The sequence below is a fragment of the Serratia bockelmannii genome, from assembly GCF_051803255.1.
GTDB classification, from domain to species: domain Bacteria; phylum Pseudomonadota; class Gammaproteobacteria; order Enterobacterales; family Enterobacteriaceae; genus Serratia; species Serratia bockelmannii.
In genome coordinates, this window is the sequence record NZ_CP196512.1 from 1790771 (window position 1) to 1802949 (window position 12179).

The 12179-nt window shown below is 59.0% G+C and carries 8 protein-coding genes; 7 read left to right on the forward strand and 1 reads right to left on the reverse strand.

Annotated features, from left to right (window positions below; translation table 11 throughout):
• Positions 1 to 16: 16 nt before the first annotated feature.
• The 7 genes from cmoM (at position 17) to ACSJLU_RS08595 (ending at position 10745) form a co-directional block, all read left to right on the forward strand.
• Entirely contained in the window at positions 17 to 802 is a 786-nt protein-coding gene (cmoM, locus tag ACSJLU_RS08565) for a tRNA uridine 5-oxyacetic acid(34) methyltransferase CmoM (protein WP_025302286.1), read from the forward strand.
• Positions 799 to 2121: a chromosome partition protein MukF gene (mukF, locus tag ACSJLU_RS08570; RefSeq protein ID WP_004928228.1), complete on the forward strand. Its 1323-nt coding sequence runs from the start codon at positions 799 to 801 to the stop codon at positions 2119 to 2121. The genes cmoM and mukF overlap by 4 nt, the downstream gene beginning before the upstream one ends.
• The gene (gene mukE, locus ACSJLU_RS08575) at positions 2102 to 2830 is read left to right on the forward strand and encodes a chromosome partition protein MukE (protein ID WP_004928226.1); all 729 of its coding nucleotides are present in this window, start codon (positions 2102 to 2104) and stop codon (positions 2828 to 2830) included. Before mukF ends, mukE begins: the two co-directional genes overlap by 20 nt.
• Positions 2827 to 7275, forward strand: coding sequence for a chromosome partition protein MukB (gene mukB / locus ACSJLU_RS08580; protein ID WP_049204254.1), 4449 nt, complete (start codon positions 2827 to 2829; stop codon positions 7273 to 7275). The genes mukE and mukB overlap by 4 nt, the downstream gene beginning before the upstream one ends.
• A gap of 220 nt (positions 7276 to 7495) precedes the next feature.
• Positions 7496 to 9304 carry a L,D-transpeptidase gene (gene ldtD / locus ACSJLU_RS08585; protein ID WP_439041075.1) on the forward strand — a complete coding sequence of 603 codons (1809 nt, stop codon included), beginning with the start codon at positions 7496 to 7498 and terminating at the stop codon, positions 9302 to 9304.
• A gap of 180 nt (positions 9305 to 9484) precedes the next feature.
• Positions 9485 to 10033, forward strand: a complete 549-nt coding sequence (locus tag ACSJLU_RS08590) for a YcbK family protein (protein ID WP_025302289.1) — start codon at positions 9485 to 9487, stop codon at positions 10031 to 10033.
• Between the two features lie 64 nt (positions 10034 to 10097).
• The gene (locus ACSJLU_RS08595) at positions 10098 to 10745 is read left to right on the forward strand and encodes an MBL fold metallo-hydrolase (protein ID WP_025302290.1); all 648 of its coding nucleotides are present in this window, start codon (positions 10098 to 10100) and stop codon (positions 10743 to 10745) included.
• 77 nt (positions 10746 to 10822) lie between these two features.
• Here the strand turns inward: ACSJLU_RS08595 and ACSJLU_RS08600 are convergent, their stop codons facing one another.
• Positions 10823 to 12013, reverse strand: a complete 1191-nt coding sequence (locus ACSJLU_RS08600) for an amino acid aminotransferase (RefSeq protein WP_043137645.1) — start codon at positions 12011 to 12013, stop codon at positions 10823 to 10825.
• Between the last annotated feature and the right edge of the window lie 166 nt (positions 12014 to 12179).

Below are 12179 nucleotides of genomic sequence, written 5' to 3' on the forward strand. Positions count from 1 at the left end.
AGCGGAGCCGTTGTCCATGCAGGATCGCAATTTTGACGATATTGCTGAAAAATTTGCGCGTAATATTTACGGCACCACGAAAGGAAAAATCCGCCAGGCGGTGGTTTGGCAGGATCTGACCGGGCTGCTGGCGCAGTTGCCGCAGCGGCCGCTGCGCATCCTTGACGCCGGGGGCGGGGAAGGCCATATGGCCTGCCAACTGGCAGAATTAGGACATCAGGTGTTGTTGTGCGATCTTTCTGGTGAGATGATCCAGCGCGCCGCGCAGCTGGCGGAGCAGAAAGGTGTGAGCCAGAACATGCAATTCGTACAAAGTTCTGCGCAGGATATCGCTCAACATTTGGAACAGCCGGTTGATCTGATATTGTTTCATGCAGTGCTTGAATGGATCGCAGAACCCGAAGCGGCACTGCAGGCATTGTGCGACTGTCTGACGCCGGGTGGCGCGCTGTCGCTGATGTTCTTCAACGCTAACGGTCTCTTGATGCGTAACGTGGTGTTGGGTAACTTCCAACTGGTGGATCCCGAAGTCAGACGGCGCCGCAAGCGTTCGCTGTCGCCACAATATCCGCACGATCCGCTATTGGTCTACGGCTGGCTGGAACAGCTGGGCATGCGCATCAGCGGCAAAACCGGCGTGCGGGTGTTTCACGACTACCTGCAGAGCAGACAGCTGCAAACACAAAAATTTGAAGAGTTACTGGCGCTTGAACAGCACTATTGCCGGCAGGAGCCGTACGTGAGTTTGGGGCGCTATATTCACGTCATGGCGCATAAACCAAACCTGAAGGACGAACTATGAGTGAATTTTCCCAGACAGTACCCGAACTGGTCGCCTGGGCACGGAAAAATGATTTCTCTATTTCGCTCCCTACGGAGCGTCTCGCATTTCTGCTCGCTATCGCCACCCTGAATGGCGAACGGCTGGACGGCGAGATGAGCGAAGGTGAGCTGGTTGATGCATTTCGCCATGTCAGCAAGGGTTTTGAACAGACGCATGAAACGGTGGCGATGCGCGCCAACAATGCGATCAACGACATGGTGCGCCAGCGCCTGTTGAACCGCTTTACCAGCGAACTGGCGGACGGCAACGCGATTTACCGCCTGACGCCGCTGGGTATCGGCATTACCGATTACTATATTCGCCAACGCGAATTCTCCACGCTGCGTCTGTCGATGCAGCTGTCGATCGTGGCGCAGGAACTCAAACGCGCCGCCGATGCCGCCGACGAGGGCGGCGACGATTTCCATTGGCATCGCAACGTGTTCGCGCCATTGAAATATTCGGTGGCGGAAATCTTCGACAGCATCGACATGACGCAACGTGTGATGGACGAGCAGCAGCAGAGCGTGAAAAACGACATCGCGGCGCTGCTGAGCAAAGACTGGCGGGCGGCGATCTCCAGCTGCGAAATGCTGCTGTCGGAAACCTCGGGCACCCTGCGCGAACTGCAGGATACGCTGGATGCGGCGGGCGACAAGCTGCAGGCCAATCTGCTGCGCATCCAGGACGCAACCCTCGGCAACGTGGAGCTCGGCTTCGTCGACAAGCTGGTGTTCGATCTGCAGAGCAAGCTGGATCGCATCATCAGCTGGGGTCAGCAGGCGATCGACCTGTGGATCGGCTACGATCGCCACGTCCATAAATTTATCCGTACCGCTATCGATATGGATAAAAACCGCGTGTTCGCCCAACGCTTGCGCCAGTCGGTGCAAACCTATTTCGACCACCCTTGGGCGCTGACCCATGCCAATGCCGATCGTCTGCTGGACATGCGCGACGAAGAACTGGCGCTGCGCAGCGAGGAAGTGACCGGGGAACTGCCGCCGGATCTGGAGTTCGAAGAGTTCAGCGAAATTCGCGAACAGCTGGCGGCGATGATCGAAGAGGCGCTGAAGGTGTACCAGGAACAGCAGATGCCGCTCAATCTTGCAGCGGTGATGCGCGATTACCTGGCGCAATATCCGCGTGCGCGTCATTTCGACGTGGCACGTTTAGTGGTCGACCAGGCAGTGCGCCTCGGTGTGGCTGAAGCAGATTTCTCAGGGTTGCCGGCGGAATGGCAGGCAATCAATGATTACGGAGCCAAGGTCCAGGCCCATGTCATCGACAAATATTGAACAAGTAATGCCAGTCAAGCTGGCCAAGGCGCTGTCCAACTCGCTGTTCCCGGCGCTGGATAGCCAACTGCGCGCGGGTCGTCACATCGGTATCGATGAACTGGACAACCACGCCTTTTTAATGGATTTCCAGGATGAGCTGGAAGAATTTTACAACCGTTACAGCGTCGAGCTGATTCGGGCGCCGGAAGGTTTCTTCTATTTGCGCCCGCGCTCCACCACGCTGATCCCGCGTTCGGTGCTGTCCGAGCTGGATATGATGGTCGGCAAGATCTTGTGCTACCTGTATCTCAGCCCCGAGCGCCTGGCGCACGAAGGCATTTTCAGCCATCAGGAGCTGTACGACGAGCTGCTGAGCCTGGCGGATGAGAACAAGCTGCTGAAGTTCGTCAACCAGCGCTCCACCGGTTCGGATCTCGATCGGCAGAAGCTGCACGAGAAGGTGCGCACCTCGCTGAACCGCCTGCGCCGCCTCGGCATGGTCTATTTCATGGGCAATGACAGCAGCAAGTTCCGCATTACCGAGGCGGTGTTCCGCTTCGGCGCCGACGTGCGCAGCGGCGACGATCCGCGTGAAGCGCAGCTGCGCATGATTCGCGACGGCGAGGCGATGCCGGTTGAAACCAGCCTGTCGCTGAACGATGAGAATGACGCTGAGGATCAGCAGGTTGATAACGCTCCTGACGGTGCAGAGGATGAACAGGAATGATTGAACGCGGTAAATTTCGCTCGCTGACGCTGGTTAACTGGAACGGTTTCTTCGCCCGTACCTTTGATCTGGATGAGCTGGTGACCACGCTGTCCGGCGGTAACGGGGCGGGGAAGTCCACCACCATGGCGGCCTTCGTCACCGCACTGATCCCCGACCTGACGCTGCTGCACTTCCGTAACACCACCGAAGCGGGTGCCACCAGCGGTTCGCGCGACAAAGGCTTGCACGGCAAGCTGCGTGCCGGCGTGTGTTACTCCACCCTCGACGTCGTCAACTCGCGCCACCAGCGCGTGGTGGTCGGTGTGCGCCTGCAGCAGGTGGCAGGGCGCGATCGTAAGGTCGACATCAAACCTTTCACCATCCAGGGCCTGCCGACCGCGGTACAGCCGACCGAACTGCTGACCCAGACCGTGGGCGATCGCCAGGCGCGCGTGCTGTCGCTGCAAGAGCTGAAAGAGCGCGTGGAAGAGATGGAGGGTGTGCAGTTCAAGCAGTTCAACTCCATCACCGATTACCACTCGCTGATGTTCGATCTGGGCGTGATCCCGAAACGCCTGCGTTCGTCCGCCGATCGCAGCAAATTCTACCGTCTGATTGAAGCGTCGCTGTACGGTGGTATCTCCAGCGCCATCACCCGCTCGCTGCGCGATTACCTGCTGCCGGAAAACAGCGGCGTGCGCAAGGCGTTCCAGGACATGGAAGCGGCGCTGCGCGAAAACCGCATGACGCTGGAAGCGATCCGCGTCACCCAGTCGGATCGCGACCTGTTCAAGCATTTGATCTCCGAGGCCACCTCCTATGTGGCGGCGGACTATATGCGCCACGCCAACGAACGCCGCATCCATCTGGACGGCGCGTTGGCGCTGCGCAGCGATCTGTTGGGCAGCCGCAAGCAACTGGCCGCCGAACAGTATCGCCATGTGGAAATGGCGCGCGAGCTGAGCGAACAGAGCGGCGCCGAATCCGATCTGGAAACCGATTACCAGGCCGCCAGCGACCACCTGAATCTGGTGCAGACGGCGATGCGTCAGCAGGAGAAGATCGAACGCTATGAAGCCGATCTGGAAGAGCTGACCTACCGTCTGGAAGAGCAGAACGAAGTGGTGGCCGAGGCGAGCGAGCAGCAGGCCGAAAACGAGGCGCGCGCCGAAGCGGCCGAGCTGGAAGTGGACGAACTGAAGAGCCAGTTGGCCGACTACCAGCAGGCGCTCGACGTGCAGCAGACCCGTGCCATTCAGTACCAACAGGCGCTGCAGGCATTGGAGCGCGCGCGCGCGCTGTGCCAACTGCCGAACCTGACCGCCGACAACGCCGAACAGTGGCTGGACACCTTCCAGGCCCGCGAGCAGGAAGCGACCGAAGCGTTGCTGATGCTGGAACAGAAGCTGAGCGTGGCCGACGCCGCACACGGCCAGTTCGAACAGGCCTATCAGCTGGTGGGTAAAATTGCCGGCCAGGTCAGCCGCAGCGAAGCCTGGCAGTACGCGCGCGAATTGCTGCGCGACTGGCCTTCGCAGCAACACCTCGCCGAGCGCGTTCAGCCGCTGCGTTTGCGCCTGAGCGAACTGGAACAGCGCCTGCGCTCGCAGCAGGACGCCGAACGCCTGCTGAACGAATTTTGCAAACGCCATGGCCAAGAGTACCAGCCGGACGATCTCGACATGCTGCAACAGGAGCTGGAAGAGCGCCTGGAAGCGCTGTCGCAGAATGTCAGCGAAGCCGGTGAACGCCGTATGGAGATGCGCCAGGAACTGGAGCAGATCCAGCAGCGCATCCGTGAGCTGACGGCGCGTGCCCCGGTGTGGCTGGCGGCGCAGGACGCCCTGGGCCAGCTCAGCGATCAGAGCGGAGAGCCGCTGGAAAACAGCCAGCAGGTGACCGAATACATGCAGCAGCTGCTGGAGCGCGAGCGTGAAACCACCGTCGAGCGCGACGAAGTGGCGGCCCGCAAACGTGAAGTGGAAGCGCAGATCGAACGTCTCAGCCAGCCGGGCGGCGCGGAAGATCAACGCCTGGTCACGCTGGCCGAACGTTTCGGCGGCGTGCTGCTGTCGGAAATTTACGATGATGTCACCATCGACGACGCGCCTTACTTCTCGGCGCTGTACGGCCCTTCGCGCCACGCCATCGTGGTGCCGGATCTGTCGCTGGTGCGCGAGATGCTGGAAGGGCTGGAAGATTGCCCGGAAGATCTTTACCTGATCGAAGGGGATCCGCAGTCGTTCGATGACAGCGTGTTCGCCGTCGAAGAGCAGGACAAAGCGGTGGTGGTGAAGATCGCCGATCGCCAGTGGCGTTATTCTCGTTATCCGGAAGTGCCGTTGTTCGGCCGCGCGGCGCGCGAAAACCGTCTGGAAGTGCTGCATGCCGAGCGTGAAACGCTGGCGGAGCGTTACGCCACGCTGTCGTTCGACGTGCAGAAAACCCAGCGTTCACACCAGGCCTTCAGCCGCTTTATCGGCACCCATCTGGCGGTGGCGTTCGACGCTGATCCGGAAGCGGAGATCCGCGGTTTGAGCGCCCGCCGTGGCGAAATCGAACGCGCGCTGAACAATCACGAAGCGCAGAACCAGCAGCAGCGTCAGCAGTACGATCAGGCCAAAGAGGGCATTTCCGCGCTCAACCGCCTGATGCCGCTGGTATCGTTGCTGAACGATGAAACGCTGCAGGATCGCGTCGACGAGATCCGCGAAGAGCTGGAAGAGGCGCAGGACGCCGCGCGTCATATTCAGCAGCACGGCGTGTCGCTGACCAAGCTGGAGCCGCTGCTGTCGGTGCTGCAGAGCGATCCGCAGCAGCATGAACAGCTGCAGCAGGACTACGCGCAGGCGCAAAGCGTGCAGCGCCAGGCCAAACAGCAGGCGTTCGCGCTGACGGAAGTGGTGCAGCGCCGCGCGCATTTCAGCTATACCGACTCCGCCGGCATGCAGAATGCCAACAACGATCTCAACGACAAGCTGCGTCAGCGCCTGGAGCAGGCGGAAGCCGAACGCGCCCGTGCCCGTGAACAGCTGCGTCAGTATCAAACCCAGTTCACCCAGTACAGCCAGGTGCTGGCCTCGCTGAAAAGTTCGTATGACGCCAAGCGCGACATGCTGAAAGAGCTGAGCCAGGAGCTGGTAGATATCGGCGTGCAGGCCGACGCCAACGCCGAAGCGCGTGCGCGCCAGCGCCGCGACGAGCTGCATACGGCGTTGAGCAACAACCGTGCTCGTCGCAATCAGTTGGAGAAACAGCTGACCTTCTGCGAAGCCGAAATGGATGGCCTGCAGAAGAAACTGCGCAAGCTGGAACGCGACTATCATCAGCTGCGCGAGCAGGTGGTGACCGCCAAGGCGGGCTGGTGCGCGGTGATGCGTCTGGTGAAAGACAATGGCGTGGAACGCCGCCTGCATCGCCGCGAGCTGGCGTATATGGATGGCGACGAGCTGCGTTCGATGTCGGATAAGGCGCTCGGTGCGCTGCGTCTGGCCGTGGCGGACAACGAACACCTGCGAGACGTGCTGCGCCTGTCGGAAGATCCGAAGCGGCCGGAGCGCAAGATTCAGTTCTATATCGCGGTGTACCAACACCTGCGCGAGCGTATCCGTCAGGACATCATTCGCACCGACGATCCGGTCGAGGCCATCGAGCAGATGGAGATCGAGCTGGGCCGTCTAACCGAAGAGCTGACCGCGCGCGAGCAGAAGCTGGCGATCAGTTCGAAAAGCGTGGCCAACATCATTCGCAAAACCATTCAGCGCGAACAGAACCGTATTCGCATGCTGAACCAGGGGCTGCAGGCCGTTTCCTTCGGCCAGGTGAAGAGCGTGCGCCTGAACGTCAATGTGCGAGAAGCGCACGCCACCCTGTTGGACGTGCTCTCTGAGCAACAGGAACAACATCAGGATCTGTTTAACAGTAACCGCCTGACCTTCTCCGAAGCGTTGGCCAAGCTTTACCAGCGCCTGAATCCGCAGATCGACATGGGGCAGCGCACGCCACAGACCATCGGCGAGGAGTTGCTGGACTACCGCAACTATCTGGAGATGGAAGTGGAAGTGTACCGTGGCTCCGACGGCTGGCTGCGTGCGGAAAGCGGCGCGTTGTCGACCGGTGAAGCCATCGGTACCGGGATGTCAATTCTGGTGATGGTGGTACAGAGCTGGGAAGAAGAGTCCCGCCGTCTGCGCGGCAAAGACATCTCGCCGTGTCGCCTGCTGTTCCTCGATGAAGCGGCGCGTCTGGATGCCAAGTCGATCGCCACGCTGTTCGAACTGTGCGACCGTCTGGAGATGCAGCTCATCATCGCGGCGCCGGAAAACATCAGTCCAGAGAAGGGCACCACCTATAAACTGGTGCGTAAGGTGTTCCAGAACCACGAACATGTGCACGTGGTGGGGCTGCGCGGTTTTGCCGGCGAGCCGCCGGCGCTGGGTACTGCGTCGGTTGAAACGCAGTAAGGCAGAAAAACGCCCTAAAAATCCGAAAATAGCCGCCGTAGGGTGGCTATTTTTTTGTACGCGTGGATGATAGTCCTGCTTTTTTATCCGTTGAAAAGCGGTTAGTTTAATCAGATAAACAGTAATTCGACGCCCGCAGGGCGAAACGGCCTTTCTGTTTGTATACTGAAACTATATGCAGTTTTTGACGTTTTTTTTGTGAGCATACAGGGGGCAAGGGATGTTGCTTAAAAAGGGAAACTCTCTACGACGTTTGGCGCTGAGTGGCGCTATCGCCTGTAGTCTTGTGTCGTCGTTTTCCGCATCGGCCACCGTAGCGGCGTTACCAGTGGCATCAGCAGGCATGTCCGTTGCGCAGAGCCGTTCTGAACTGCTGGCTGCGTTGCCGCGCGGCATGGATTTGCACTACCTGTCCACGCTGGCGCCGCTGTATGCGGCGAACCATATGCAGCCGATGTGGCAGGATCGCGAAGCCGTTCAGCAGTTTCAGCAGCAGCTGGCCGAGCTGGCGATGTCCGGCGTGCAGCCGCAGTTCACCCAGTGGGTGAAGATGTTGACCGATCCGGCGCTCAATGAAGTGGGCCGCGATGTGGTGTTGTCCGATGCGATGCTGGGCTATTTGCAGTTCGTGTCCGCGATCGGCGCCAACGGCAACAACTGGCTGTACAGCAATATTCCCTACAAGCTTGGCTTGCCGCCCACCGCAGTGATTAATCAGTGGCAGCTGGCGGTGCGCCAGGCGCGTACCCTGAGCTACGTGAATTCGCTCGCGCCGCAACATCCGCAATACGCCAAGATGCATCAGGCGCTGCGCGACTTGCTGGCGGACAATCGCCCTTGGCCCCAGGTGGGCAGTGGCCCGAGCCTGCGCCCAGGCCAAATGAGCAATGATATCCCGGCGCTGCGTGAGATCCTGACGCGCACCGGTATGCTGGCCACCTCGGCGCCGGAAGCGGAAGCGGAACCGGCGGTGGTCTCGGCGAAGAGCAATGAGCCCGACGACGGCGGGCTGACGGTAGACGAAGAGAAAAGCCGCGTGACGGTCAGCCCATCGGCGGCGCCGGTGACGGAGCTGACCGCGGAACAGACGCCGCCGCAGATCGGCAGCGTGGTGAGCGACAATCTCTATACCGACGAGCTGGCGGAGGGCGTCAAGCACTTCCAGAAATGGCAGGGGCTGACGGCGGACGGCGTGATCGGCGTACGCACTCGCGAGTGGCTCAACGTGTCACCGAAAACCCGTGCCGCGCTGTTGGCGTTGAATATCCAACGTCTGCGAATTTTACCGGGGCATGTCGGCACCGGCATTATGGTGAACATTCCCAATTACTCGCTGACCTACTATCAGAACGGCAACGAAGTGTTGTCCTCCCGCGTTATCGTCGGGCGGCCGAGCCGCAAGACGCCGCTGATGAGCAGCGCGTTGAACAACGTGGTGGTCAACCCGCCTTGGAACGTGCCGACCACGCTGGTGCGTGAGGATATCGTGCCGAAGGCGATGCGCGACGGTAACTATTTCCAGAAACATGGCTATACCGTGCTGTCGGGCTGGAGCAACGATGCAGAAGTGATCAACCCGTCTATGATCGACTGGAGCATGGTCTCTGCGCGTAACTTCCCGTATCGCGTCCGTCAGGCGCCGGGGGCGACCAACTCGCTGGGGCGCTTCAAGTTCAATATGCCGAGCTCGGACGCCATCTACCTGCACGATACTCCGAACCACAGCCTGTTCCAGAAAGACATCCGCGCGCTCAGCTCCGGCTGCGTGAGGGTGAATAAGGCGTCCGATTTGGCGAATATGCTGCTGCAGGACGCCGGCTGGAACAACAGCCGCGTGTCTTCCACGCTGAAAGAGGGGAATACCACTTATGTGAATATTCGCCAGCGTATTCCCGTAAAACTGTATTATTTGACCGCCTGGGTTTCGGATGACGGCCAACCGCAATTCCGTACAGATATTTACAATTATGATAATACGGTGCGATCGGGCGCACAAATTTTGGCTCAGGCCAAAAAATTAATGCAGTAAATGCAGTAATTATAAATAAATAACGGTCAGAATGTTTGGCTATACCGCAGGCCCCCGTAGCCGGGGGCCTGTAAACCTAGGCGTATCGCGGGTTGACTCAGCATACGCAGGCGGTTATGGTTCGGACAGTGCGCTGCTTTGTGCATTTATTTTGACATTCTTGCCGGGTTTAACAGAGTCATGGACAAAATTGATCATCACCGCCGTAAATGGCTGGCGCTAGGTGGCGCTGCTATGGGCATAGCGCTGCTTCCAGGGCAGGCGTTTGCCAGTCTTTCCACCGCTCGACCGCGTATTTTAGTGCTGAATAACCTGAATACCGGTGAATCTATTAAAGCCGAGTTCTTTGACGGCAAAGGTTACAATAAAGAAGAGTTGGTGCGGTTAAATCATCTGTTCCGCGATTATCGCGCTAACAAGGTTAAATCGATCGATCCCCGCTTGTTTGATCACCTTTATCGTCTGCAGGGGCTGCTGGGCACCAGCAAGCCGGTGCAGCTGATCTCCGGATACCGTTCCGTAGATACTAACAACGAATTGCGCGCACACAGCCGCGGCGTGGCCAAGCACAGCTACCACACCAAGGGCCAGGCGATGGATTTCCACATCGAAGGTATCCAATTGAGTAATATCCGTAAAGCGGCGTTAAAAATGCGCGCCGGTGGTGTAGGATATTACCCACGTAGCAACTTCGTACACATCGATACCGGCCCGGTTCGGACCTGGTAACCGCTGTGCCGTCAGTGAATAACGCCGCCCCTTGCGGAAGCGGCGTTATTGTCGTTGGAGCCTTATGAAATACCATCTTATTCCCGTTACCGCTTTTAGCCAGAACTGCAGCCTGATTTGGTGTGAAAACACGCAGCAAGCGGCGTTGGTCGATCCCGGCGGTGAAGCGGAAAAAATCAAAGCGGAAGTCGCGCAGCAGGGGGTGATGATCACTCAGATCTTGCTGACCCACGGCCATTTGGATCATGTTGGTGCGGCGGCGGAGCTGGCGGACCATTATCAGGTGCCGATTTACGGCCCGGATAAAGAAGACGCTTTTTGGCTGGATGGTTTGCCGGCGCAGAGCCGGATGTTCGGGCTGGAAGAGTGTGCGCCGCTGACGCCGACTCGCTGGCTGTCAGAAGGTGATGAGATGCAGGTGGGCGAAATGACGCTCAAGGTGCTGCACTGCCCCGGGCATACGCCGGGCCACATCGTCTTTATCAATGAGCAAGCGCGTTTGGCGCTGGTGGGCGACGTGCTGTTTAACGGTGGCGTAGGGCGCAGCGACTTCCCGCGCGGTGACCATCAGGCGCTGATCGCCTCTATTCGCACCAAGCTGCTGCCATTGGGCGACGATATGCGCTTTATTCCTGGCCACGGCCCGATGTCGACCTTTGGCCACGAGCGCCAGACCAACCCGTTCCTGCGCGAAGAGCCGGCAGTGTGGTAGCGATTATTTCCCGGCAGAAATAATCAAGGGCGCATAGAGCGCCCTTTTTTTATGATTTATGACCTGTGTCGATGCATTTAGAGCACGGCGACGATGGCTTCACACAGCGGTGCCATGTTGTCCGGCGTCATGCCGGCCACGTTCACCCGGCCTGAGTTCACGGCGTAGACGCCAAACTCTTCGCGCAGACGCAGCACCTGTTCTTTGGTCAGACCGCTGAAGGAGAACATGCCATTCTGCTGGATGATGAAGCTGAAGTCCTGTTGGGCGCCTTTTTCCTGCAGGGTGTTCACGAACAGCTGACGCATGCGGTGAATGCGCTGGCGCATGTCGGTCAGCTCCTGCTCCCACATCGCGCGCAGCGCATCGTTACCCAAAATGGTGGCGACAACGGCGGCGCCGTGTGACGGCGGGTTGGAGTAGTTGGCGCGAATAGCCGCTTTTACCTGGCTGAAGGCGCGCTCGGCGGTTTCGGCATCGGCAGCTACAATGGTGCAAGCGCCGACGCGCTCATTGTACAGACCGAAGTTTTTTGAGTAGGAGCTGGCGACAATCAGCTCTTGATGTTTGGCGGCGAAAATACGCAGGCCCTGCGCATCCTCTTCCAGACCTTTGGCGAAGCCCTGGTAGGCGAAGTCGAACAGAGGCAGCCAGCCATTGGCCACGGAAAGCTCAGCCAGCTGTGCCCACTGTTCCGCCGTTGGATCGATACCGGTCGGGTTATGGCAGCAGCCGTGAAACAGCACCACATCACCGGCCTGGGCCTGTTTCAGGCTGTTCAGCAGGCCGTCGAAATCCAATGCGTGGTTGGCGGCGTCGTAGTAGGCATACTCCAGGACTTCCAGGCCCACGGCGCTAAAGACGTTCTTGTGGTTCGGCCAGCTTGGGTTGCTGATCCAGATGCGCTTGGCGCTGGTCTGGTTGGCGATAAAGTCTGCCGCCACGCGCAGGCCACCGGTGCCGCCTGGCGTCTGTGCGGTGCGTGCGCGACGATCGGCGACGATCGGGCTCTCTTTACCGAACAGCAGCACTTGCGTGCAGCTGGCAAACGCCGGGATGCCTTCAATGCCGAGATAGTTTTTGGTGGTCTCATTTTCCAGCAGATACTGTTCAGCTTTCTTTACGCTGGTTAACACCGGGGTTTTACCGGTTTCGTCTTTATAAACGCCAATCCCTAAATTGATTTTATTCGGGCGGGCGTCGGCGCGGAAAATGTCGGTCAGGCCCAGGATCGGGTCGGCGGGTGCGGCGGTGATTTTTTCAAACATGTCAGGTGCTTCCAAATCTCGGAGTTAAGCAGACAGAAGCATCAGGGTAGCGCCAGTTATCGGCTTTGCCAACCGTTTGCGATAAAAACACCGCGATCTTGTGAACGGGAAGGATTCGACAGAAAAAATGATGGGGAAGGGGAAATCTGCAGGATAAAACGTTACC

Excerpts from the sequence above, each read along its gene's own strand:
- ACSJLU_RS08590 (WP_025302289.1), top strand. The coding sequence starts at position 9,485 with ATGGACAAAATTGATCATCACCGCCGTAAATGGCTGGCGCTAGGTGGC.
- ACSJLU_RS08600 (WP_043137645.1), bottom strand. The coding sequence starts at position 12,013 with ATGTTTGAAAAAATCACCGCCGCACCCGCCGACCCGATCCTGGGCCTG.
- cmoM (WP_025302286.1), top strand. The coding sequence starts at position 17 with ATGCAGGATCGCAATTTTGACGATATTGCTGAAAAATTTGCGCGTAAT.
- mukE (WP_004928226.1), top strand. The coding sequence starts at position 2,102 with ATGTCATCGACAAATATTGAACAAGTAATGCCAGTCAAGCTGGCCAAG.
- mukB (WP_049204254.1), top strand. The coding sequence starts at position 2,827 with ATGATTGAACGCGGTAAATTTCGCTCGCTGACGCTGGTTAACTGGAAC.
- mukF (WP_004928228.1), top strand. The coding sequence starts at position 799 with ATGAGTGAATTTTCCCAGACAGTACCCGAACTGGTCGCCTGGGCACGG.
- ldtD (WP_439041075.1), top strand. The coding sequence starts at position 7,496 with ATGTTGCTTAAAAAGGGAAACTCTCTACGACGTTTGGCGCTGAGTGGC.
- ACSJLU_RS08595 (WP_025302290.1), top strand. The coding sequence starts at position 10,098 with ATGAAATACCATCTTATTCCCGTTACCGCTTTTAGCCAGAACTGCAGC.